Origin of the sequence: Nonomuraea sp. WAC 01424 (genome assembly GCF_003947315.1) — a bacterium.
Lineage (GTDB): Bacteria > Actinomycetota > Actinomycetes > Streptosporangiales > Streptosporangiaceae > Nonomuraea > Nonomuraea spiralis.
In genome coordinates, this window is the sequence record NZ_QHHZ01000009.1 from 94,635 (window position 1) to 118,239 (window position 23,605).

Here is a 23,605-nt window from a genome sequence, read left to right on the forward strand (position 1 = left end):
GGGGGTTTCGCTGTGTCCGTGGCGGCTACCAGCGGTTACGGGCCTCCTCGGCCCAGCCGGTCAGGCCGTCGAGGTCGACCCACGCGCCGTCGTCGTCCTGGATCCGGCCGGAGAAGTGGCCGAAGCACTGGTGGGTCTCGCTGGCCACGACGCCGAGCTGGGTACGGGCGACCTTCTCGTGGAAGGGCCGGAACTCCACCTCGACCCGCGGGCCGGTGATCCGCCACGGGCGCAGCCAGTCGGCGCGGTCGTAGGACCACTCCAGCTCATCGCCGATCTTGTGCAGCCGGCCGCCGGTGAACAGGGCGTTCTCGGTGACGCCGGTGCCGTCGGTCCACTTGCCGCCGAGCTGGACGGCCCTGCCGGGCCCGCTGCCGGCCGCCCAGTTCCAGGTGACCGCGTACGGCCACTTCCCGCGGCCGTGGTCCAGCACCGCGAAGGAGTCGGTCTCCTCGATCGCGAACTCCGCCGTGCCCAGCCGCAGGCGTCCGCGGGCCGGGCGGCCGACGTCCTTGACCGTGTACTGGAACCGGTTCGGCCCCCAGGGCACCACGACGCCGAGCGACTCGTGGCCCTCGGGCAGCGGCACCTCCAGCTCGATCTGCACACCCGGGGCGGCGGCGTGGATGCGCGTGCCGCCGGGGTCCTGCCGGATCTCGATCGCCAGCCCGCCGCCGCGTACGGAGACCGTGCCCGCGCCGCTGCGGTCGGGGAGGACGGCGCCGCGGGCCAGCGGCACCACCACGTCCTTGGCGAACTCCTCGCCGGTGGCCCGGTCGAGCACGTAGATCCCGTGCACCCCGGCGTAGTCGAGGGAGGAGGCGACCAGGCCGATGATGTGGGAGGGGGTGACCACGCCCCAGTACTCCCAGCGCTTGCGCCGTCCCCATCCGCGCAGGCCGGCCCGGTGCAGCGGGGTGCGGGTCCAGCCGACCGCGGCGGGGTTCAGCCGGCCGCCGGGCAGGCACAGGTCGATGGGGGCGGTGATCTCCCGTTCATGGGTGGTCATGGAATGTGAGCCTTCTCGTGACGGAGCGGATGAGGTCGGCGGGCAGCTTGAGCTCGGCCCTGTCGTAGGTGAGCAGGCCGTTCAGCTCGTCCTCGACGTCGGAGAGCTGGGTGTAGACGGTGGCGCTCAGGCCCTTGCCGATGGCCGGGACGATCTGCTCCTCGTGCAGCCGGACGAACGCCTCGCCCAGCTCGGCCGCGGTGCCGTAGCGCCGGTAGCCGAACTCCTTCTCGCCCCAGGTGTGGCCTTCGACGGGCAGGCTGTAGCCACCGTACTCCGACAGGACCAGGACGCGGCCGTCCGGGCGGGGCGGGCGGAAACGCCGGAAGTAGACGTGCAGGCTGAGCAGGTCGCCGGCGCCCTGGTCGTGCCAGCCACTGGCGTGGTCGATCGTACGGGTGGGGTCGAGCCGGGCCAGCTCGCCGGCGACGCGCGCGGCGTCGAACTGGCCCCAGCCCTCGTTGAACGGCACCCACACCGCCAGGCCGACCACGTTGCGCAGGTGCTCGACGGTCTCGCGCAGCTCGGACTCGAACGCGGCGCGCCCGTCGGCGTCGGCCCGTCCGAAGCGGTGGTGGCGGCGGTCGTCCAGCCGCAGCGGCAGGATCGCCGGCGTGGTGATGACCAGCGGCCGGTAGGTCTCGCCGCCGTTGACCAGGTCCTGCCAGACGAGCATGCCGAGCCGGTCGCAGTGGTGGTACCAGCGCAGCGGCTCGATCTTGATGTGCTTGCGCAGCATCGTGAAGCCGAGCTGCTTCATCATGACGATGTCGTCCACCATGGCCTCGTCGGACGGCGGCGTGTACAGGCCGTCGGGCCAGTAGCCCTGGTCGAGGATCCCGGCGTGGAAGTACGGCTGGCCGTTGAGCAGCAGCCTGGGCACGCCGTCGCCGTCGGGGCCGACGGAGAAGGAGCGCATGCCGAAGTAGCCGCGGACATGGTCGGCGCCGAGCGTGACGGTGACTTCGTACAGGAAGGGGTCCTCCGGGCTCCACGGGCGGGCGCCGGGCAGCGGGACGCGCACCGGGCTCCCGGCCGGGGCCGTGGCGCGGGCCACCACCTCCCCGGCGGCGAGGATCTCGATGGCGGCCTCGCCGGCCGGGGCGTGCACGGTCACCTCCACGCACTCCTCGGCGAGCACGGGGGTCAGCGTGAGCCGTTCCACGTACGTCTCGGGCACGCGTTCGGCCCAGACCGTCTGCCAGATGCCCGACTGGGCGGTGTACCAGATGCCGCCGCGCCGCAGCCGCTGCTTGCCGCGCGCGTGCCAGCCGGTGTCGCTGTCGTCCCGTACGGCCACGTCGAGGGTGTTGCCGCCCTCGCGCAGGGCGTCGGTGACGTCGAAGGAGAAGGACAGGTAGCCGCCGGTGTGGCCGCCCACCTCGACGTCGTTGACCCAGACCCGGCAGGTCTGGTCCACGGCGCCGAAGTGCAGGATCACCCGCCCGCCCGCGGGCCCGGCGGGCGGCTCGAACGAGCGCCGGTACCACAGGGTCTCCCCCGGCTGGAGCTGCCGCCCGACCCCGGACAGCGGCGCCTCCGGCGAGTACGGGACGACGATGTCGCCGTCGTAGGAGCCGGGCCGCGTCCCATCGTTGACGGCGTACCGCCAGCGGCCGTTGAGGTTGAGGTAGCTGTCGCGGACGAGCTGGGGCCGGGGGTACTCCGGGAGCGGGACCGGGTCGTGGGTCACGAGAGCCACACCGCCGTGTCGGCCGGCAGCGTGCCGCCGTCCAGGGGGCCGCTGGCCAGCAGGACGGCGGAGTGCGGGGGCAGCGGCACCGGGTCGGGGCCGAAGTTGACCATGAGGGTGAAGCCGGGCTCGCGGGTGAGGGCCAGCACGCCGGGCGGCGCGCCGAGCCAGGTCAGCTCGCCCTCGCCGAGCGCGGGGTGCTCGCGTCTGAGGGCGAGGGCGGCGCGGTAGAGGTTGAGCGTGGAGCCGGGGTCGTCCCGCTGGGCGGCGACGGTGAGGGCGGCCCAGTCCGGCGGCTGGGGCAGCCAGGTGCCGCCCGCGCCGAACCCGTACGGCGCGGAGGTGCCGGACCAGGGCAGCGGCACGCGGCAGCCGTCCCGGCCGATGAAGGCGCGGCCGGTGCGCTCGAACATGGGGTCCTGCCGCGCCTCGTCCGGCATCTGGAGGTGTTCGGGCAGGCCCAGCTCGTCGCCCTGGTAGATGTAGGCGCCGCCGGGCAGGGCGAGCAGCAGCAGCGCGGCCGCGCGGGCGCGTCTCGTGCCGAGCTCGGCGTCCACGGCGACCCGGCCGAGCAGTACGTCCGGGGTCGGAGCGCGGACCAGGTCCTGGTCGATGCCGAACCTGGTGACCATGCGCGGCACGTCGTGGTTGCCCAGCACCCACGGGATCGAGCCGCCCGTCTCGCTGGCCAGCCGGTACGACTCCTCCACCACGCCGCGGAACTCCCCGGCCGACCAGGGCAGGGGCATGAGGCGGAAGTTGAACAGCTGGGCCAGGCCGTCGCCGGTCAGGTAGGGCCGGGCCTGGGCGGCGTCGGCGAACCAGATCTCGGCCACGGTGCCGCGCGGCCCTGGGTAGGCGGCCAGGATCTTGCGCCAGGACCGGTACAGCTCCAGCAGCTCGGGCTGGTGCTCGTACGGCACCGCCGAGCGGCCGGGGGCCAGCGGGGCGCCCTGGCTGCCGGGGACGACGTCCGGCAGGCCGTCCTCCTTGAACAGCATGGCGGCCACGTCGATGCGGAACCCGGCCACGCCGCGGTCCAGCCAGAACCGCAGCACGTCCTCGAACATGGCGGTCACGCCGGGGTGCCGCCAGTTCCAGTCGGGCTGGGCGGCGTCGAACAAGTGCAGGTACCACTGGCCATCGGGCGTGCGGGTCCAGGCCGGGCCGCCGAACATGGACTGCCAGTTGTTGGGCTCGTCGCGGAAGACGAACCAGTCGCGTTCGGGGCTGCCGGGGCCGGCGGCCAGCGCCTTCTGGAAGCGCGGGTGGGCCGAGGAGCAGTGGTTGGGCACGATGTCGACGACGACCTTGATGTCCCTGGCCGTGGCCGCCGCGACGAAGGCGTCGAAGTCGGCCAGGGTGCCGTAGCGGGGGTCGACGCCGGTGTAGTCGGCGACGTCGTAGCCGCCGTCGGCCAGCGGCGAGGGGTAGAACGGGCTCAGCCAGACGGCGTCCACGCCCAGGTCGGCCAGGTGGTCCAGGCGGGCCAGCGCGCCCGGCAGGTCGCCCTGGCCGTCGCCGTCCCCGTCGGCGAAGCTGCGCGGGTAGATCTGGTAGACGACGGCGTCGCGCCACCAGGCGTCGTTATCGAACACTGCGGATCCTCCAGATGAGGCAGGCGCCGAGGGCGGCGAAGCCCGCCGCGACGGCGTACATGAGCGGGTAGCCGCCCGCCGAGGTGACCAGGGGCGCGGCGATCACCGGCCCGAGCGTGTTGGAGGCGGAGTTGGCCAGGCTCACGATGCCCAGGTCCTTGCCGCGGTCGGCGTCGGCGGGCAGGAGCTGGGTGACCATGGCCTGGTCCACGGCGGCGAACATGCCGTAGCCCGCGCCCAGCAGCACGCTGGCGGCCGAGCCGGCGGGCCAGCTCGTCAGGAACGTCAGCACGAGCCCGGAAGCGGCCATCGTGAGGCCGCCGGTGAAGACGGCGGCCCGGCGGTTGCCGGAGCGGTCCGACAGCCAGCCCGCCAGCAGCGTGGGGACGACGCTGCTCAGCGTGAAGACCGCGACCAGGACGACGACGCCCTGCTCGACGGTGGAGCCGGGGAACAGGGCCTCGTAGCCGACGCCGTCGCGCAGGTAGTACTGCAGGTAGCCGATGGCCATGGCGAGCGTGAGGGTGATCAGGAAGCGGCTCACCCAGGCCCAGGCGAAGTCGGGGTGCTTGCGCGGGCTCACGCGGAAGCTGCGCAGCAGCGAACGCGCGTCGAACGGCGGCAGGTCGGCCGGCCCGGTGGCGGGCTCCCGGGTGAACAGGCTGAACGGCAGCACCAGCAGCAGCACCAGGACCGCCATCGCCAGGAACCCGGCCTGCGACCCGGTCGCCACGACGGTGACCTCGACGCCGCCCAGCAGCGGCCCGGCGAGCTGGCCCACGCCCGCCAGCGCCGACACCTTGCCGCGCTGGCTGATCGGCACCTGGTCGGGCACGGTGGCGATGGCGGTGGCCAGGGCGGCGGTGAAGGCGAGCTGGGCGACCGCCCAGCCGATGATCAGCCCGGCCAGGGAGTCCTGGCGGGACAGGAAGACCAGGGACGCGGCGCAGACCAGCGCGCCGCCCGCGATCCAGGGGCGGCGCCGGCCCATCCGGGCGCGGGTCCGGTCGGACAGGGCGCCGAACAGCGGGTTGGCCACGATCGTGCAGACGGCGGCGACGGCGAACACGGCCGCCAGCGACGCCTCCTTGTGCTGGGGATCGATGCGGGCCACGTGGGAGGGGAGCAGGATCTGGTTTCCGACGGTCATCGCCATGATGACCCCCATCTGGGCCAGCGCCAGCAGGGACATCCAGCCCGCGGATACCCGTCTGTCAGGCGCGAGGCGCGTTTCGGCCATGCATGTCCTCCGTTGGGGGGGAACGTGAGAGGATGTCACGTTAGAACATGACGGGTCGTTATGTTAAGACTTGTCCGTGGAGAACCCGGGCCTCCGGCGGCGGCCGGTCCAGCGGCGCAGCATCGACAGGGTCGAGCGCATCCTCGACGCCTCCGCGCGCCTGCTGGACGAGGTGGGCCTGGACGCCCTCACCATCTCCGACGTGGCCAGGAGCGCCGGCGTGCCCGCCGGCACCATCTACCAGTTCTTCGACGGCAGACCCGGGATGCTGCGCGAGCTGGCCCTGCGAAACCTGGAGCTCCTGCTGGCCCGGCTGCGGGTCAGGATCGCCGCGGAGCCGGCGCTGACCTGGCCGCGGGCGGCGGAGGTGGTCCTGGCCGAGACGGTCGCGATGCGCAGGAGCGTGCCGGGCTTCACCGTGGTCGACTTCGCCGACACCCGACCGGGCGGCGCCTCGTTCCTGCCCGCGGGGAGCGTGCGGGAGAGCGGGGACGTGCTGGCCGAGCGGCTCTACCACTTCGCGCTGGAGGAGGCGGGGCTGCCGGCGCTGCCCGATCCGTACCGGGTGATGCGGCTGGCCATCCAGGCCACGGCGGCCGTGCTGCACCTGTCGTTCTCCTCGACGCCACAGGGCGATCGGGCCATGGTCGAGCAGGGACGCAGGCTGCTGCGGGCCTACTTCGTGGACGTGTCCTCAGAAACATTCCGGTAACAAGGATTGACCGTTCAAAACCGGACGAACTACCGTCTTCCACATTCTATAGAAAGCAGAATGCAGGAGGCGGTGCATGGACGCGACGGCACGCGCGGCGATCGTCACCGGCGTCGCGGGCGCGGTGGAGGTGCGCGAGTATGACCTGCCGCGGCCCGGCCCGGGACAGTTCGTCCTGGAGGTCGAGCTGTGCGGCATGTGCGGCACGGACGCGCACATCTACCGGGGCCGCCTGGCCAGCGTGCGCTTCCCCGCGCTGCTCGGGCACGAGATCGTCGGCCGCCTGGCGGCGCTCGGCGAGGGCGTGGCCACCGACCACGCCGGCCGGCCGGTGGCCGTCGGCGACCGGGTCGGCGTCTTCCCGTCGCTGAGCTGCGGCCGGTGCTTCGAGTGCCAGGTACGCCGCAGGCCGGGAAACTGCCCGGACCGGCGGCCGTCCTACGGCTTCGCCTCCCCCGCCGACCGGCCGCCGTACCTGACCGGCGGCTTCGCCACCCACCTGTACGCCTCGAACGCGGGAACGGTGTTCTACCGGACCGATCTGCCCGCCGAGGTCGCCGTGCTGCAGGAGCCGCTGTCGGTGGCCCTGCACGGTGTGGAACGTTCCGCGATCCGGATCGGCTCCACCGTCGTGGTCCAGGGCGTCGGCGCGATCGGCCTGATGGCCGTGGCCGCCGCCCGGGCCGCCGGGGCGGCCAGGGTGGTCGCCGTCGGCGCGCCCGGCGCCCGCCTGGAGCTGGCCGCGCGGCTCGGCGCGGACGCCGTCGTCGATCTCGGCCAGGGAACCGCCGGGCGCCGCCGGGCGGTCTTCGACGCCCTCGGCCGCGAGGGCGCCGACGCCGTCATCGGCACCGCGGGCTCGCCCGAGTCGTTCACCGAGGCGCTCGGCCTGGTCGCCGACGGCGGCGTACTGGCCGAACTGGGCAACTTCACCGACCGCGGCACCGTTCCCTTCAACCCCTTCAGCGACCTGCTGAAGCGGGACATCACCATCGCCGGGGTCTACGGCGCCGGTCCCGACATGCAGCGCCGCTACCACGAGGCGCTGACGATCCTGGAGCGCGGCGGCAGCCCGTTCGAGCAGGTGGTCAGCCACCGCGTGCCGCTCGGCCGGGTCCGCGAGGCGCTCGAGGCCCTGGGCTCCGGCTACGCGCTGGACGGCCGGGACGTCGTCAAGCTCGCCATCGACCCCTCCGCCTGAAATCCCCCATTCCCCTCCGGGAGGACACAAGTGTTGAACAGCACCCGGCTCGTCACGGTCGCGGCCGTGCTCGCGCTCAGCGTCGCCGCCTGCGGCTCACCGTCGGAGGAGGTCGGGGGCGACGGCGGCGGCCTCGGCACGGCGCAGGCCCCGGTGTCGATCCGCGTGATCGCCAACGACGCGTTCGCCAAGCAGTGGCAGGACAAGCTCGTGCCGGAGTTCACCAAGAAGTACCCCAACATCAAGGTCACCGTCGACGGCGTCCCCTACAACGACCAGCTCGCCAAGACGATGCTGGAGCTGACCGGCACCACCGCCACCTACGACGTGGTCCTGGCCGACGACCCCTGGCTCCCGCAGCTCGCCAAGACCGGCGCTCTGTACGACCTCAAGGGCCCGGAGCTGGCCAAGTGGAACGATCCCGGCTACGACTGGGCCGACTTCAACGCCTCGCCGCTGGCCGCCGGCGAGTGGGAGGGCAAGCAGTACGCGGTGCCCGTCCGCTCGAACCTGCTGCTGATGTTCTACAACAAGTCGCTGTACAAGAAGGCCGGGGTGGCCGAGCCGACCGCGCAGACGACCTGGGAGCAGTACTTCAAGGACGCCCCCAAGCTCGTCCAGGACACCGACGGCGACGGCAAGACCGACTCCTGGGCCGTGGGCACGTACTTCACCAAGGACCCGCTGACGCCCACGGTGTGGCAGACCGTGCTCAACTCCGACGGCGGCAAGATCCTGGACGGCACGAAGGTCGCCTTCGGCACCCCCGCCGGCGTCAAGGCCCTGCAGACGCAGGTGGACCTGCTCAAGTACGCGCCGCCCGGGGCGAGCACGTACCAGTTCAACGAGCCGCTGGAGGCCTTCCGGCAGGGCAAGACGGCCACCATGTTCATGTGGGGCAGCGTCTTCAAGGGCACCGCCGTGGACAAGGAGACCACCACCCTCACCCCCGAGGAGGTGGGCATCACCACCCTGCCCGCCGGGACGACCGCGCCGGGCGCCCACCGCGGCATCTGGACGGCGGGCGTCTCCAAGAAGTCCACCCACCCGGCCGCCGCGTGGACCTGGCTGCAGTGGGTGACCTCCAAGCAGGGCGAGCAGTTCACCGCCCAGGCGTTCGGCACCTTCCCCGCCCGCAACTCCACCCTCGACGGCACCCCGCCCGCCGAGTGGGCCGAGCCGGTCTACAAGGCGCTCAAGGAGGGCTACGACGTCGTCTCCAAGGGTGAGATGTGGCGGCCGAGGCTGCCCGAGTCCGACGCCGTGCAGCAGATCCTGGCGCTGCAGACCAGCCGGGCCATGTCCGGGCAGGCGACCGCGCAGCAGGCGATCGACCAGGCCGCCAAGGAGATCACCGACCTGCTGAAGTCCAAGGGCTACAACCAGTGAGGCGTGCTCGACTGGGAGAGCCGGGCACGGCCTGGCTCTTCCTCGCCCCCGCCCTGCTTCTGCTGGCAGGCATGCTGCTCTACCCGATCCTCTACACGGCCTGGGTGAGCGTCTCCGACTTCGACCTGGCCTCCTTCCAGCCGTCCGGATGGGTCGGCTGGCGCAACTACGAGGCCGTGCTGCACGATCCGGGTTTCCTGGACTCGCTCAAGGTCACCGGCGTCTACCTGGTGATCGCGCTGCCGCTGCAGATGGTGCTCGGGTTCGCCATCGCGTTCCTGCTCAACGTCGCCTGGCGGGGGCGGGGCGTGCTGCGGGCCCTGTTCCTCATCCCGATGGTGGTGGCCCCCGTGGTCGCCGGCGGCGTGTGGCGGATGTTGCTCGACCCGCTGTGGGGCGTGGTCAACTACGCCCTCGGCCTGGTCGGCGTCGGGCCGATCGAGTGGATCGGCGACCCGACGCTGGCCATGGCCAGCCTGATCGTCATCGACACCTGGCGCTGGACGCCGTTCGTGGTGCTCATCGCCTCGGCCGGGATCATGGCGCTGCCCGGCGACGTGTACGAGGCCGCCAAGTCCGACGGCGCCGGCCGCTGGGCCATCATGCGGCGCATCACGCTGCCGCTGCTGGTGCCGGTGATGGCCGCCGCGTTCGTGGTGCGCTGGCTGGGCGCGGTCAAGATGTTCGACATCGCGCTGGCGGCCACCAGGGGCGGTCCCGGCAACTCGACCAACGTCATCAACCTCTACATCTACGAGAAGGGGTTCAGGAGCCTGGAGTTCGGCTCGGCCTCCTCGATGGCCACGATCGTGCTGCTCCTGACGATGTTGATCACCTTTGTCCTGTTCCGCGTGACCCGGCGTCTGGAGAACCGATGGTGAGACGGTACGCGGCCGTCACCGGGGCCGTCCTGGTGACGCTGGCTTTCCTGTTCCCCGTGCTCTACATGGTCTCGATCTCGTTCAAGCTGCCCAGGGACATCTTCACGGTGCCGCCGCGGTGGCTGAGCGAGTTCACCCTCGACAACTACGTCAGCTACTTCCAGCAGGCGCGCATCCTGCCCCGCATCATCAACACGGTCATCGTGGCGGCGGGCGCCTCGGCCATCTCCATGGTCGCCGGCTCCATGGCCGGGTACGCGCTGTCGCGGCTGCGGATGCGCGGCGCGGGCGTCGTGGGCGGGCTCATCCTGGCCTCGCGCGCGGTGCCGCCGATCGCGCTGGTGGTGCCGCTGTTCCTGGTGGCCAGGAAGCTCGGGCTGACCGACCAGTACATCACCGTGATCCTGGCGTACGTGACCTTCCTGGTGCCGTACGTGGTGTGGCTGATGCGGGCCTTCTTCCGCGGGCTGCCCAAGGAGCTGGAGGAGGCGGCGATGATCGACGGCTGCTCGCGGTTCGGGGCGTTCTTCCGCATCATCGTGCCGACGAGCCTGACCGGGCTGGTCTCGACGTTGATCTTCTGCATCATCCTGGCCTGGGAGGAGCTGCTGTTCGCGCTGATCCTCACCAACGACCGGGCGGTCACGATCCCCGTCGCCATCGCCGGGATCGCGGCCGACACCGAGAAGGGCGGGATGTGGGGGCCGCTGGCCGCGGTCGGCGTGCTGACCGTGCTGCCCGTGGTCGTCTTCGCGCTGCTGGTGCAGAAGTACCTGATCAAGGGTCTCGCGGACGGCGCGACCAAGGGGTGAGGAGCCGATGAGGATCACAGATGTCCGCGCGCGGGTCATCGAACTGCCCTATCCCCGGCCGTTCGTGCCGTCGTGGGCCCCGGAGGGCGCGCACCGGGCGATGTCGGCGGTCATCGTCGAGGTCGAGACCGACGAGGGCATCGTCGGCGTGTCCGGCGGCGACATGGGGCACGGCACCGGGCCGATGTTGCTGGAGGCGATCCGCGGCTGGATCCGCCCGCAGCTCGTCGGCCTGGACGCCTTCGACACCACGCACGTCGCCAACCGGCTGCGCTACGTGGCCGAGTACGTCTTCCCGCGGCCCTGGGTCGTCGGCGTCGCCGTGTGGGACGCCGTCGGCAAGGCCTGCGGGCAGCCGCTGTACAAGCTGTGGGGCGGGCACTCGGGAGCTGTCCGCGCCTACGCCAGCTTCGGCGAGCTGCGCAGCCCCGAGCAGCGGGCCGAAGACGCCCTCGCCGCCGTCGAACGCGGTTTCCAGGGCGTCAAGCTGCGCGTGCACGCGGCCACCGTCGCCGAGGACGTACGCCAGGTCGCCGCCGTACGCGAGGCCGTCGGGCCCGACGTGGCGATCATGGTGGACGCCAACCAGGCGGCCGCCCGGTGGCGCTACTCCCCCGACGGCACCCGCCTGATCTGGGACTTCGAACGCGCCCTCACCACGGCCAGGGAACTGGCCGACCTGGGCGTGGCGTGGCTGGAGGAACCGCTGCCCCGGCACGACTACCGCGCGCTGTGCGAGCTGACCGCGGCCTCGCCGATCCCGATCGCGGGCTGCGAGCACAACCGCGGCATCGGCCAGCTCGTCCGGATGCTGGAGGATGGTTGCTTCGACATCTTTCAGCCCGACGCGAACGAGAGCGAGGAGATCGGCGCGCTGCGCGACTTCGGCGCCATGGCCGCCGCCCGGCAGCGCAGGGTCATCCCGCACGCCTGGGCCACCGGGCTCGGCGTGGCGGGCAACCTGCAACTTTGCGCCTCGCTGCCGAACTGCGACTGGCTGGAGTACCCCTACGATCCGCCGGTGATCGTCCCGGAGGTGTTCCACGCCATGCTGACCGAACCGCTACTGCCCGACTCCCGCGGTCTCGTCGCCGTTCCGGCGGGCCCTGGAATCGGTGTAGAGCTGGACCACGCGGCGATCGAGCCGCTCACCGTCCAGCGGGTCTGAAGGGCTCCTCAACCATGGCCGAATCGCGTTCCCCCTTCCGCACCAAGGCGGATCTGGCGGCGGAGCACATCAAACATCTGATCATGAGCGGCGAGGCGCCTCCGGGCACCAAGATCACCACCAGGGTCGTGGCCGAGGCCGTGGGCATCAGCGAGACGCCCGTGCGCGAGGCCATCAAGCAGCTGTGCTCGGAGGACTGGCTGGTCGAGCGCCCGCACGTGGGCGCCGTGGTCGCCGAGCTCACGGTGGCCAACGTGCGCGAGCTCTACAGCGTCCGGGCCGCGCTCACCGCGCTGGCGCTGGAGCTGGGCGGCGTGCCCCTGGAGGGCGCGCGGCTGGCCGAGGTCGACGCCGTGCTCGCCGAGTGCGAGACCGCCGTCGCCCGCGAGGACGTGGCCGCCTTCGCCCGCCTCAACCGGCGTTTCCACTCCCTGCTGTGCGACACCGAGCACAGCAAGCTCACCCACCGCATGCTGCAGAGCCTGTGGTCCCGTACGGAGACCGCCCAGCGCGGCTTCCGCCTGGTGCCCTGGCGGCTGCCCAAGTCGCACGCCGAGCACATCGCCATCAGGAACGCCCTGGTCGCGGGCGACATCCCGCTGGCCGGCAAGCTGCAGCACGCCCACGAGATGGCCGCCATGAAGGCCCTCATCGAAGGAATCCAGGAGACACATGGCTGACACCCGCAGGGCTCTCATCGGCGCCGCCTGGCTGGAGGCCGGCGAGACGTTCACCGTGCATGCCCCCGCCACCGGCGAGCCGCTGGCGCGGGTCGCCGACTGCGGCCCCGAGCTGGCCACGCAGGCGGTCGACGCCGCCGCGGCCGCGCTGCCCGGCTGGCGGGCCATGGCCGCGCACGAACGCGCCGACCTCATGCGGGCCGCCGCCCGCGAGCTGACGGCGCGGGCCGACACGATCGCCGCGACCATGACGGCCGAGCAGGGCAAACCGCTCGCCGAGGCCAGGGGCGAGGTGTTGTCGGGCGCCGACCATCTGCTGTGGGCCGCCGAGGAGACCCGCCGCCTCTACGGCGAGACCGTGCCGGGCGCCCACGCCGACAACCGGATCTGGCTGCTGCCCGAGCCCGTCGGCGTGGTGGCGGGCATCACCCCGTGGAACTTCCCGGTCTCGATGATCACCCGCAAGCTCGGCCCGGCGCTGGCCGCCGGCTGCACGGTCGTGCTCAAGCCCGCCGAGCAGACCCCGCTGTCGGCGATCGAGGTCGCCGAGGCGTTCGTCGCGGCCGGGCTGCCGCCGGGCGTGTTCAACCTGGTCACCACGTCCCGGCCGGCCGGGTTCGGCCAGGCGGTCATGACCGACCCGCGGGTGCGCAAGGTCTCCTTCACCGGCTCCACCGAGGTGGGCAGGGAGCTGATCAGGCAGAGCGCCCACGACGTCAAGCGGCTCAGCGTCGAGCTGGGCGGGCACGCGCCCGTCCTGGTCTTCCCCGACGCCGACCCGGTCGCCGCCGCCCGCGCGGTCGCCCGGAGCAAGTTCCTCAACGCCGGGCAGGCCTGCACCTCGCCCAACCGGATCTTCGTCCACTCCTCGCTCGCCGCCGCCTTCACCGCCGAGCTGGTACGCCAGGCCGAGGCGGCCGAGCTGGGCCCGCTCATCGACGAGACCGCCGTGGCCAAGGTGAGCCGGCACGTCGAGGACGCCGTGGCGCGCGGCGCGACCGTGCTGACCGGCGGGCGCCGTCCCGAGGGCGCCGGGACGTTCTACCCGGCGACCGTGCTGGGCGGGGTGAGCGAGGACATGCTGGTCTGCCGCGAGGAGACGTTCGGGCCGGTCGCGCCGGTGCTGGAGTTCGACGACTGCGACCAGGTCGTCGAACGCGCGAACGCGACCCCGTACGGGCTGACCGCGTACGTGTGGACCAACGACCTGAGCAGGACCGTACGGGTGGCCGAGGAGCTGCAGTTCGGCATGGTCACCGTGAACGGGGGCCCGCTGGCGCCGCCGCAGGCGCCGTTCGGCGGCATCAAGAGCAGCGGCTACGGACGCGAGGGCGGCCACCACGGGGTGGCCGACTACCTGGAGTACAAATACCTCAGCGTGGGGCTGGGACGATGACGGAGAGCACGATGAAGACGAGCCCGCGCGCGGTCGCCGAGCGCGAGATCACCCGCCGGGTCGACCTGTGCCTGCCCGACGGGCGGCTCAACCCGGCGGCGGTCGGCTGGAGCCGCACCCCGCTCCACCGCGCCAACATCCGCGGCTGGGGCCGCACGATGCGCTGGGACTACTGGTGCGTCACCAGCCCCGGGCACGTGTTCGCCTTCAGCGCCAGCAGCCTCGACTACCTGGCCGGTGAGTCGGCGTTCTTCCTCGACCGCCGCACCGGCGAGCAGGTCTCCAGCCGGGGCCTGCTCGTCCCGGCCAGGGGCGTGTCCTTCTCCGAGCGCGGCGGCGAGGGCAGCGTGCGCATAGGCGCCGGTCCGGTGCGCATCAGCGTGGACGAGACCGCCGAAGGCACCCGGCTGCGGCTGAAGTCCGCCGAGATCGCCGCCGACGTGCTGGTACGCCGGGTGCCGGACCGCGAGAGCCTGTCGGTCGTGGTGCCGTGGAGCCCCCGCCGCTTCCAGTACACCGTCAAGGACGTCGGCCGGCCCGCCGAGGGCACCGTGCGCGTCAACGGGCTGACCTACGAGTTCGACCCCGCCGACGCCCTCGCCACGCTCGACCTCGGACGCGGGCGCTGGCCCGGCGACATCCGCTGGAACTGGGGCGCCGCCGCCGGACGGCCCGGCGGCCGGGACGTCGCCCTGCAGATCGGCGGCAAGTGGACCGACGGCACCGGCAGCGTGGAGAACGCCCTCATCCTCGACGGCCGCCTGCACAAGATCAGCGAGGAGCTGGTCTGGCGCTACGACACCTCCGACTGGCGCGCGCCCTGGCACATCACCGGCGACCGGGTCGACCTGGAGTTCGTGCCCGAGCACGTACGCGAGGCCGACGTACGGCGGGCCTTCTACATGCGCAGCCAGGAGGCCCAGGCGTTCGGCCACTACCGGGGCACGGTCGTCGCCGACGACGGCGAGAGCGTGACCGTCGACGGCCTGTACGGCTGGGCCGAGGAGGTCTACCGGCGCTGGTAGGCGCGCCACGGGTGAACCACGGCGGGGTCAGTCGTCGCGTTCGTCGCGGATGACCTCGCCGTGCACGACCTTCCCCTGCACGACCTTGCCGCCGTGCACACCCCTGTCGTCGTACGCCGCCTGGCCGCCGCCGGGCGTGGGCGGGAACACGTCCGCGTACGGGGAGGCCGCCGCCATCCGCCTGACCCGCCGGTCGAAGAAGCCCGACGCCAGCCGCCGCATCAGCGGCCGGGTGAACGGCAACACGAAGAAGAGGCCGACGACGTCGGTGAAGAAGCCCGGGACCATCAGCAGCACGCCGCCCGCCATCGCCAGGCCGCCGTCGGCCAGCGCGCGGTCGGGCACGCGGCCCTCCGACAACGCCGCCTGAAGGCTGCGCCAGACCCGGCGGCCCTCGCGGCGCACCAGCCAGGCGCCCAGCAGGCTGCCCGCAACGAGCAGCCCGGCGGTCGGCCATCCGCCGATCAGCGATCCGACCTGGATCAGCAGCCAGACCTCCAGCACCGGGACGGCCAGGAAGGCCAGCAACAGCAGCAGCCGCATCGTTTCCTCGATTCCGCGCACACCTACGTCAATGACAACGTCCGGCGGGCCGCTGACGTTCCTGAAGGCCGGTGTTCCTGGAGGCGGGCGGGTCCTGGAGGCGGACGGTCCCGGGGGCGGGCGTTCTCATCCGCGTCTCATGCGCGTCTTATCCGCGGGAGCGGCGCAGCCGTCCGGGCAGGCCGGTGACGCCCCACAGGCCGATGCGCCACAACGCCTCGGACATGACCTTGCCGTTCATCTTGCTCTTGCCGACCGTACGCTCGACGAACGTGATCGGCACCTCCACGACGCGCAGCCCGTGCCGGGCCGTGCGCAGCGTGAGGTCGACCTGGAAGCAGTAGCCCTGCGACTCGACCCCGGACAGGCCCACCTTCTCCAGCGTGGCCGCCCGGTAGGCGCGAAAGCCGGCCGTGGCGTCGCGTACGGGCAGGCCGAGCATCACCCGGGTGTAGATGTTGGCGCCCTTGGACAGCAGCTCGCGCCGGTGGGGCCAGTTGACCACCTTGCCGCCGGGCACGTAGCGGGAGCCGATCGCCAGGTCGGCGCCGTCGCCCAGCGCCTGGAGCAGCTTGGGCAGCTCCTCGGGCTGGTGGGAGCCGTCGGCGTCCATCTCCACCAGCACGTCGTAGCCCTCGCCGAGCCCCCACCTGAACCCGGCGATGTAGGCCGCGCCGAGCCCCTGCTGGCCCTGCCGGTGGAGGACGTGGACGTGCTCGTCGTCGGCGGCCAGCCCGTCGGCCACCTCGCCGGTGCCGTCGGGGCTGTTGTCGTCGGCCACCAGCACGTGGGCGTCCGGCAGCGCGGCACGCACGCGCTCGACGATCGCGGGCAGGTTGTCGCGCTCGTTGTAGGTCGGGACGACGACGAGCACCCGGCCGAGAGTCTCCATCATGAGTCGTTCCCCATTCGGTCGCCTCGCCGCCTGCCGCGCCATACGGCGACTCCGACAGCCGCCGCTCCCATCACCATCAATGCCCATTCGGGAAGCTCGCCCACCTTCGTGGCGATCGTTTCCTGAGTGCGTACGGGCACCGTGACCACGTTCATGTCGGGGACAAGTTCACGGGTCTGCCAGGAGACTTTACCGTCAGGCGTGACAAATGCGGAGATCCCGGTCGTGGCGGCAGTCACGACGGCCCTGTTGTGCTCGACGGCGCGCAGCTTGGACATCGCGAGCTGCTGCGGCGGCAGGTTGGACAGCGCGTAGCTGGCGTTGTTGGTCTGCACCACCAGCGGGGTGCCACCGGCGCGTACGGTGCCGCGCACGGTGTCGTCGTAGGCCACCTCGTAGCAGTTGACCGCGCCGATCGTCACCGGGCCGAGCTTCAGGTCGCCCGGCTTGGTGCCGGGGACCGACTGCCGGCCGACCAGGTTGGCCCGCTCCCACAGCGCCAGCACGATCTCCTTGAACGGCGTGTACTCCCCGAACGGCACCAGGTGCTGCTTGTCGTAGTAGGCGCCGGGGCCGGTCGCCGGGTCCCACACCAGGCTGCGCGTGGCCCGCTGCTCCTCGCCGATGGCGACGACGGCGCCGACCAGGGTGGGGACGCCGACGTACTTGACCGACTCGTCGATGACACCGCGGGCGAAGGCGCTGGTGTAGGGGTCGATGTCGGTGGAGTTCTCGGGCAGGACGACGAGGTCGGGCTTGGGCAGCCGCCCGGCGCGTACGGCGTCGGCCAGGCGCTTGGTCTCCTCGGCGTGGTTGCGCAGGACGACCGCCGGCTCGTCGCCGAGGGGGTTCATGCCGCGGCCGGGGACGTTGCCCTGCACGATGCCCACGTTGACCGAGCGGCCCTCGTCGCCCGGCCTCGGCAGCGCCAGGGTGAGCACCGGCACGGCCAGCGCCAGCGCCGCGGGGACCGCCCTGCGCAGGGCCGTGGAGGGGCGTACCAGGACGGCGTGGGCCAGCAGGGCGCCGGACAGGGTGACGGCGAAGGAGACCAGCGGCGCGCCGCCCAGGGCCGCGTAGGGGGTGAACAGGGACTCGCCCTGGCTGAAGGCCACCCGCGCCCACGGGAAACCGCCGATCGGGACCAGGCTGCGGGCCCACTCCATCGCCACCCACAACGTCCCGAACCACAGCGGCCACAGGCGCAACCGGAACACCAGGGCGGCCAGGGCTGCCATGACGGCGTAGAACACGCTCTCGGTGGCCACCAGCATGAGCCAGACGTCGTCGCCGATCGTACGGACCCAGGCCAGGGTGGGGAACAGGAACACGGCGGCGGCCAGGTAGCCGAGCCAGGCGGCCCGCCGGGGGCGGGCGCGGTAGAGGGAGCCGGTGATCAGCCCGATGCCGAGGGGCGCGCACAACCACCAGTCGAGAGGCGGGAAGGCGGTGTAGAGCAGGGCGCCGCCCGCGATCGCGGCGACGAGCCGCGCGGCCAGCACCCAGCGTCCCTCACCCTTGCCGGCGACTCCGCCCCCCTTCGGGGAGGTCTCGTCCACGGCCTCGGGCTCAGGCGCGGCGTCGGAGGCGTCCTCGGCCGGAGCCGCCGCATCGGAAACCGCGTCGGAAGCCGCATCGGGAGCCGGATCGCGCCCGGGGACGGGCGGAAGGCTCGTCTTGTCCTGAACCACGCCGGGTCTCCTCGCAAAATCGCACGCCTGCTGGCGAAAACGCTACCGCCCCGGGGCCGCGCTCAAGCCAGCGGCGCACACGTAGATCGAAAACAGCCCTTCCCGAGAAGCCCCGGAGGGGGTGGGCGGGCGGCGAAGGCGAGGACGGGCCGGCTGGGTGATCCCGTTCGGGACGGGATCACCCGGCGCGATCCGCGATCCTGCGCACGAGAGCGGGAAGAGGGCCCGGAAACCCTTCGGACCGGACCCGTCTCGTCGGCGGCGAGCGCGGAATTCCGTTGTCTACTGGGCTCCCGGACCCGTCCCGGGTCCAACCCCCCAACCGGTTGGGGTGCCCCGACTCGACGGACCGACGGCCCTGCACCTGGCTGTGTGGACGAAGTCACGCTCCGTCACGGACGCAGGATCCGACGATGTCAGAGACGGCCAACCGGCCAAGTCCCGTGCTGGACTGCGCAGCAAACTACCGACTCCACCTCAGATGTCAACCGTGTCCCGATCAGCAGAAACACCAAGTTTCCGCAGGTGGGGCATGTTCGGCCTGCCATCTTAAAGCGGGTCAAAGCCCATTTGCCGACGTCGGCGACCTGCCCGGCAGACCCGACAGAGCCTGCGACAACGGCTTTTCATGGACGATCCCGAGCCGTTGCGTGGCACGCGTGAGAGCGACGTACAGGTCGCTCGGCCCGCGCGGCGACTGGGCGGCGATGAGGTCCGGTTCGGCCACGATCACCGAGTCGAACTCCAGCCCCTTGGCGTCGGCCACGCCCATCACGGCCAGGGGCGCGTCCAGGGCGGCCGCCCCCTTGGCCCGTCCGGCGCCGGGCGTGACCACCACGGCGCTCTCCACGGCCGACACCACCTGGGCGCCGAGCGTGTCGAGCAGCGCGTCGGGCACGACCACCGCGACCTTGCCCCCGTCGCCGCCCTCGCCCACCTCGGCCACGGCCAGCTCGGGCAGGGCCGACAGCGGCGCCGCCCACGGCCGCGCGCCGAGCTCGCGTACGGACGTCGGCGCCTCCAGGGCGGGGTCGATGGTGGCCAGCACCCGTGCGGCCACCTCCATGAGCTCCACCGGCGTACGGTAGTTGACGGTCAGCCGCTCCTGGCGCCACCGCCCGGCCACGTACGGGTCCAGCACCTGCGACCACGACCGTGCCCCGGCGGCCGACCCGGTCTGGGCGATGTCGCCGACGATCGTCATCGAGCGCGTCGGGCAGCGCCGCATGACCGCCCGCCAGGCCATCGGCGACAACTCCTGCGCCTCGTCCACGATCACGTGGCCGTAGGCCCAGGTGCGGTCGGCGGCGGCGCGTTCGGCGGTGGTCAGGTACGGGCCGCCGCCGCGCTGCCGCTCGGCCAGACGCTCGGCCTCCATGACGTCGGACAGGCCGGTCAGCTCCAGCACCTCGCGCGCGTAGGCCAGCTCGGCCTCGCGCTGGTGCTCCTCGGCCTGGCGGGCGGCGGCCAGCTCCTCCTCGGCCTGCATCGCCGAGGCGCGCAGCACCTGCTCGTCGATGTCGCCGAGCAGGTCGGCGGCCTCGTCCAGCAGCGGCACGTCGGCGTCGGTCCACTCGGCCGAGTCGCGGCGCAGCAACGCCCGCTCCCGCGGGGTCAGCGCGGCGCCCGCCGAGTCGAGCCGCTCGGGCGAGCCGTACAGGCCGAGCAGCAGCCGCTGGGGCGTCAGGTACGGCCACAGCCGGTTCAGCGCCGACTTGACCACCGGCTCGGTACGCAGCTCCTCGCGCAGGTCGGCCAGCTCGTCGTCGTCGATGAGCCCCTTGCCGATCTTGCGTGCCTGCTGGCGGGCCAGCGCGTTCAGCAGCGACCTGACGAACACCGCGCGCGCCTGGTTGTGCGGGCGGCGCGAGCGGGTGGCCTTGTTCTTGGCCCCGTCGAGCATGGCGCGGTCGATGGTGAGCGTCAGCCGGCCCATCGTCAGCTCGATGGGCCTGCGCGGCACCTTCTGCCGGTCACGCACGGCCCGCGCGATCACCTCGGCCATCCGCGGGTCGCCCTTGACCGCGGCCACCTCCGGACGGTCGCGCCGGGTGGCGGTCACGCCCGGGTACAGCTCGCCGATCGTGGACAGCAGCACGTCGGTCTCGCCGAGCGAGGGCAGCACCTGCTCGATGTAGCGCAGGAAGGTGAGGTTCGGGCCCAGGATGAGCACGCCGCGGCGCTCCAGGCGCTCACGGTGGGTGTAGAGCAGGTACGCGGCGCGGTGGAGGGCCACGACCGTCTTCCCGGTGCCGGGCCCGCCCTGCACGACCAGGACGCCGTTCAGGTCGCTGCGGATGACGCGGTCCTGCTCGGACTGGATGGTGGCGACGATGTCGCGCATGCGGCCGGTGCGGTGCTCGTCGAGGGCGGCCAGCAGCGCGGCCTCGCCGTTGAGCGTGGCGCGGTCGTCGTCGGTCAGCGCGTCGAGGTCGAGCAGGTCGTCGTCCACGCCGACGACGGCCCGTTCCCTGGTCTGCAGGTGACGGCGCCTGGTCACGCCCATGGGCGCGGCGGGCGTGGCGCGGTAGAACGGCTGCGCGACCGGCGCGCGCCAGTCGATGAGCAGGCGGCGCTGCTCGTCGTCGGTGAGGCCGAGCTTGCCGATGTAGAGCCGCCCCTCGTCGGTGTGATCGAGACGACCGAAAACCAGGCCGCGCTCCACCGCCCATAGCCGGGCCAGGCGGCCGGCGTACATGTCGGCGAAGGAGTCGCGTTCGGATCTGTTCTGCATCGTGCCGACGGCGCCTGTGGCCAGCACCTCCTTCAGCTGGCGTTGGGTGCGCTCGCGCAGCTCGTCGAGGCGGTCGTAGAGACCGGTGACGTACGTCTGCTCCTTGGCGAGCTCCGTTTGACGAGTTGCCGCCTGACCATTATTGTGGTTAATGGGACACTCCGGGCCATTCTGCTTGTTGTTACTACAAACGACGACATTAGCATGCCTGTCGAGGCACTCCCATCTTCCCTTCCCCCTGCCGGGTCACGGCTTGGTTTCGCCCTCTTGACCAGTATGGGAGAACTCCCTATGTTCACGAGTTAGGAAAGTTTCCTAACTTCGCGTGAAGGAGTCCTCTTGATGAGCGGTCCAGTTCCCGGGACGCCCAGTCTGCTGCGTGCGATCAACGACCGCGCGGCCCTGCGGGCGCTTCTCGAACGCGGGTCGCTGACCCGTCCGGAGCTGGGCGCCCTGACGGGCCTGTCCAAGCCGACCGCCTCCCAGCTTTTGTCGCGCCTCCAGGAGGCCGGCCTGGTCGTGCTGGACGGCATCAGGGAGGGCCTGCCGGGCCGTACCGCCGAGGTCTACCGGATCAACCCGGCCGCGGCCTACGTGGGCGCGCTCGACGTCGCACCCGACCGCATCGAGGCCCGCGTCGCCGACATCACCGGGACGGTCGTGGGCTCGTACACGCTGCCGACGCCCCGGCGGCCGGGCGGCGAGCTGGTCGACCGGCTGGGCGCGGCGCTGGCCGGGGCGAACCCGCCGGACAAGCTGCGCCGGGTCGTGATCGGCGTGCAGGCGGCCATCGACCCGGCGACCGGCAGGCTCGGCTACGCCGCCGCCAAGGACGTCCCCGGCTGGCAGATCGACGACCTGGTGCCCACCCTCAGCGCGGGTCTCGGCGTGGCCGTGGACGTGGAGAACAACGTCAACCTGGTCGCCCTTGCCGAACAGGCGCACGGCGCGGCCCGCGGGCACCCCGACTTCGTCCTGCTGTGGGCGGACGAGGGCATCGGCTCGGCCATCGTGCTCGGCGGGCGCATGCACAGGGGCGCGACCGGCGGCGCGGGCGAGGTGGGTTACATGCCGACCCCGGGCGCGCCCACGGCCCGCGAGGCCGGCCGTTACGCCAACCACGGCTACCAGGCGCTGACCGGCGGCCCGGCCGTGTTGCGGCTGCTGCGCTCGTACGGCGTGCACGGCACCGACTTCCGTCAGGCCATCGCCAAGGCGGTGCGCGTGGCGGAGGGGGCGGGGCACAAGGCCGACGACGCCAAGGCCGGGCTGCGCGACATCGCCGCCCGCCTTGCCGTGGGCCTGGCGGCCATCACCTCCGTCATCGATCCCGGCCTGATCGTGCTGACCGGCGGCGTCGTGCTGTCGGGCGGCGAGCCGCTGCGCGAGCTGGTCGAGCACGAGCTGCACGCCCTGACCATCCCGAGGCCCGCCGTGCGCCTGTCGAGCGTGGAGGGCAACCCCGTGCTGGCCGGCGCGCTCGGCCTGGCCCTCGACACCGTACGCGACGAGGTCTTCAGCTCCACGGTCCCGTCGTAAGCCCCTTTTCTTCCCGTTCCGCACTCTCTCCTTCATGACCCCCCAGCAGCAGGAGGCACCCCAGTGCGCTTCGTCCCCCTGGCGGCCGTCGCGATCCTCGCGCTCACCGCCTGCACCGCCGGCAGGGAGGCCGGGCCCTCGCTCGGCTCCCAGCCCCGGCCCTCGGGCTCGGCCTCAGCGGCCCTCCCGGCGGCCACCATCCAGCTCTGGCACGGATTCTCCACCGACGCCGAGGTCAAGGCGTTCGAGCAGGCCATCGCCGGATTTCAGGCCAAGTTCCCGCAGATCACCGTCAAGGCCACCAAGGGCGTCCAGGACGACCAGATCACGCAGGCCATCCGGGGCGGCAACGCGCCGGACGTGGCGGCCTCGTTCACCACGGACAACGTGGCCCAATGGTGTAAGTCGGGATCGTTCCAAGACCTCACGCCGGTGATCAAGCAGGACGGGATCGACCTGTCGGTCTTGCCCGAGGTGGCACGTTCCTACACCGGCTTCGGCGGCCGGCAGTGCACGCTGCCGCTGCTGGCCGACGCGTACGGCATGTACTACAACAAGGCCCTGATGAAGGGCAACCAGCCGCCCAAGACGCTGACCGAACTGGCCGACCTGGCCAAGAAGCTGACCGTCCGGGACGCGAACGGCGACATCAAGGTGGCCGGGTTCATCCCCAGCACCCAGTACTACGAGAACAGCCCCAGCCACCTCGCCCCCATGGTCGGCGCCACCTGGTACAATGCCGACGGCACCTCGGCCGTCGGCACCGACCCGGCGTGGAAGGCGCTGCTGCGCTGGCAGAAGGACCTCATCGACTGGTACGGCTACGACAAGCTGGAGAAGTTCCGCAAGAGCCTGGGCGACGAGTGGAGCGCCGACCACCCGTTCTACAAGGGCAAGGTGGCCATGGTCCTGGACGGCGAGTGGCGCAACGCCATGATCGCCAACGACGCCAAGGACCTCGACTACGCCACCGCTCCCCTGCCGGTCGCCGACGACAAACCCGACCTGTACGGCAGCGGCTTCACCGCCGGCACCGTGATCGGCGTGCCCAAGGGCGCCAAGAACCCGCAGCAGGCGTGGGAGCTGGTCAAGTACCTGACCACCGACACCAGTTCGCTGGTGACGCTGTCCAACGCCCTGCGCAACGTGCCGACCACCAAGGCCGCGATGGAATCGCCCGACCTGACCAAGGACGCGAACTTCGCGACCTTCCTCGACGTCTTCGCCCACCCCAAGACGTCGACGCTGCCGCCGAGCGTCAACAGCGTCTTCAACCAGGAGGCGCTGGCGACCTTCGTCGTCAAGTGGGAGAAGGGCGCGGTCACCGATCTGGACGCCGGGCTCAAGGGCGTGGACAAGCAGATCGACGACAAGCTGAAGCTGTCCGGGGGCTGATCCG

The 23,605-nt window shown here is 72.0% G+C and carries 19 protein-coding genes; 11 read left to right on the forward strand and 8 right to left on the reverse strand.

Going from position 1 to position 23,605, the window contains the following annotated elements:
* Positions 1-25: 25 nt before the first annotated feature.
* Genes DMB42_RS24815 through DMB42_RS24830 form a run of 4 tightly spaced genes read right to left on the reverse strand, consistent with a single transcriptional unit; the run spans position 26 to position 5,540 of the window.
* A complete protein-coding gene (locus DMB42_RS24815; protein WP_125637411.1) occupies positions 26-1,009 on the reverse strand; it encodes a DUF2804 domain-containing protein in 984 nt (327 codons plus the stop codon).
* Positions 996-2,702, reverse strand: coding sequence for a glycoside hydrolase family 2 protein (locus DMB42_RS24820; protein ID WP_260477914.1), 1,707 nt, complete (start codon positions 2,700-2,702; stop codon positions 996-998). The genes DMB42_RS24815 and DMB42_RS24820 overlap by 14 nt, the downstream gene beginning before the upstream one ends.
* Positions 2,699-4,300 carry an alpha-amylase family glycosyl hydrolase gene (locus DMB42_RS24825; protein ID WP_125637413.1) on the reverse strand — a complete coding sequence of 534 codons (1,602 nt, stop codon included), beginning with the start codon at positions 4,298-4,300 and terminating at the stop codon, positions 2,699-2,701. The genes DMB42_RS24820 and DMB42_RS24825 overlap by 4 nt, the downstream gene beginning before the upstream one ends.
* Positions 4,290-5,540: an MFS transporter gene (locus DMB42_RS24830; protein ID WP_125637414.1), complete on the reverse strand. Its 1,251-nt coding sequence runs from the start codon at positions 5,538-5,540 to the stop codon at positions 4,290-4,292. The genes DMB42_RS24825 and DMB42_RS24830 overlap by 11 nt, the downstream gene beginning before the upstream one ends.
* 76 nt (positions 5,541-5,616) lie before the next feature.
* Between DMB42_RS24830 and DMB42_RS24835 the strand changes: the two genes are divergently transcribed.
* The 9 genes from DMB42_RS24835 to DMB42_RS24875 all read left to right on the forward strand — a co-directional run bounded on the left by DMB42_RS24835 (position 5,617) and on the right by DMB42_RS24875 (position 14,804).
* Entirely contained in the window at positions 5,617-6,252 is a 636-nt protein-coding gene (locus DMB42_RS24835) for a TetR/AcrR family transcriptional regulator (protein WP_125637415.1), read from the forward strand.
* Positions 6,253-6,328: 76 nt separating this feature from the next.
* Entirely contained in the window at positions 6,329-7,453 is a 1,125-nt protein-coding gene (locus tag DMB42_RS24840) for a zinc-binding dehydrogenase (protein ID WP_125637416.1), read from the forward strand.
* 30 nt (positions 7,454-7,483) lie between these two features.
* Complete coding sequence (locus DMB42_RS24845; RefSeq protein ID WP_125637417.1) at positions 7,484-8,842, forward strand: sugar ABC transporter substrate-binding protein; 1,359 nt, start codon at positions 7,484-7,486, stop codon at positions 8,840-8,842.
* Positions 8,839-9,723 (forward strand): carbohydrate ABC transporter permease, encoded by an 885-nt coding sequence (locus DMB42_RS24850; protein WP_125637418.1) that lies wholly within the window; start codon positions 8,839-8,841, stop codon positions 9,721-9,723. The genes DMB42_RS24845 and DMB42_RS24850 overlap by 4 nt, the downstream gene beginning before the upstream one ends.
* The gene (locus DMB42_RS24855; protein WP_125637419.1) at positions 9,717-10,535 is read left to right on the forward strand and encodes a carbohydrate ABC transporter permease; all 819 of its coding nucleotides are present in this window, start codon (positions 9,717-9,719) and stop codon (positions 10,533-10,535) included. The genes DMB42_RS24850 and DMB42_RS24855 overlap by 7 nt, the downstream gene beginning before the upstream one ends.
* Positions 10,536-10,542: 7 nt before the next feature.
* Positions 10,543-11,703, forward strand: coding sequence for a mandelate racemase/muconate lactonizing enzyme family protein (locus DMB42_RS24860; RefSeq protein ID WP_125637420.1), 1,161 nt, complete (start codon positions 10,543-10,545; stop codon positions 11,701-11,703).
* A 14-nt stretch (positions 11,704-11,717) separates the two neighbouring features.
* Entirely contained in the window at positions 11,718-12,383 is a 666-nt protein-coding gene (locus DMB42_RS24865; protein WP_125637421.1) for a GntR family transcriptional regulator, read from the forward strand.
* Complete coding sequence (locus DMB42_RS24870) at positions 12,376-13,779, forward strand: NAD-dependent succinate-semialdehyde dehydrogenase (RefSeq protein ID WP_125637422.1); 1,404 nt, start codon at positions 12,376-12,378, stop codon at positions 13,777-13,779. The genes DMB42_RS24865 and DMB42_RS24870 overlap by 8 nt, the downstream gene beginning before the upstream one ends.
* An 11-nt stretch (positions 13,780-13,790) precedes the next feature.
* Positions 13,791-14,804 carry a DUF2804 domain-containing protein gene (locus DMB42_RS24875; RefSeq protein ID WP_125637423.1) on the forward strand — a complete coding sequence of 338 codons (1,014 nt, stop codon included), beginning with the start codon at positions 13,791-13,793 and terminating at the stop codon, positions 14,802-14,804.
* A 27-nt stretch (positions 14,805-14,831) separates the two neighbouring features.
* On the opposite strand, the gene DMB42_RS24880 is transcribed toward DMB42_RS24875, so the two are convergent.
* The 4 genes from DMB42_RS24880 to DMB42_RS24895 all read right to left on the reverse strand — a co-directional run bounded on the left by DMB42_RS24880 (position 14,832) and on the right by DMB42_RS24895 (position 20,694).
* Positions 14,832-15,347, reverse strand: a complete 516-nt coding sequence (locus DMB42_RS24880; RefSeq protein WP_125637424.1) for an FxsA family protein — start codon at positions 15,345-15,347, stop codon at positions 14,832-14,834.
* 148 nt (positions 15,348-15,495) lie between these two features.
* On the reverse strand, positions 15,496-16,242 hold the full coding sequence (locus DMB42_RS24885; RefSeq protein ID WP_185844847.1) for a polyprenol monophosphomannose synthase: 747 nt from the start codon (positions 16,240-16,242) through the stop codon (positions 15,496-15,498).
* The gene (gene lnt / locus DMB42_RS24890) at positions 16,239-17,933 is read right to left on the reverse strand and encodes an apolipoprotein N-acyltransferase (protein WP_260477915.1); all 1,695 of its coding nucleotides are present in this window, start codon (positions 17,931-17,933) and stop codon (positions 16,239-16,241) included. Before lnt ends, DMB42_RS24885 begins: the two co-directional genes overlap by 4 nt.
* 559 nt (positions 17,934-18,492) lie before the next feature.
* Positions 18,493-20,694 carry an ATP-binding domain-containing protein gene (locus DMB42_RS24895; protein ID WP_125637426.1) on the reverse strand — a complete coding sequence of 734 codons (2,202 nt, stop codon included), beginning with the start codon at positions 20,692-20,694 and terminating at the stop codon, positions 18,493-18,495.
* A gap of 315 nt (positions 20,695-21,009) precedes the next feature.
* On the opposite strand from DMB42_RS24895, the gene DMB42_RS24900 reads away from it, so the two are divergent.
* Both DMB42_RS24900 and DMB42_RS24905 read left to right on the forward strand, forming a co-directional pair.
* Positions 21,010-22,206, forward strand: coding sequence for an ROK family transcriptional regulator (locus DMB42_RS24900; RefSeq protein WP_125637427.1), 1,197 nt, complete (start codon positions 21,010-21,012; stop codon positions 22,204-22,206).
* Between the two features lie 63 nt (positions 22,207-22,269).
* Positions 22,270-23,601, forward strand: a complete 1,332-nt coding sequence (locus DMB42_RS24905) for an ABC transporter substrate-binding protein (RefSeq protein WP_125637428.1) — start codon at positions 22,270-22,272, stop codon at positions 23,599-23,601.
* Positions 23,602-23,605 lie beyond the last annotated feature (4 nt).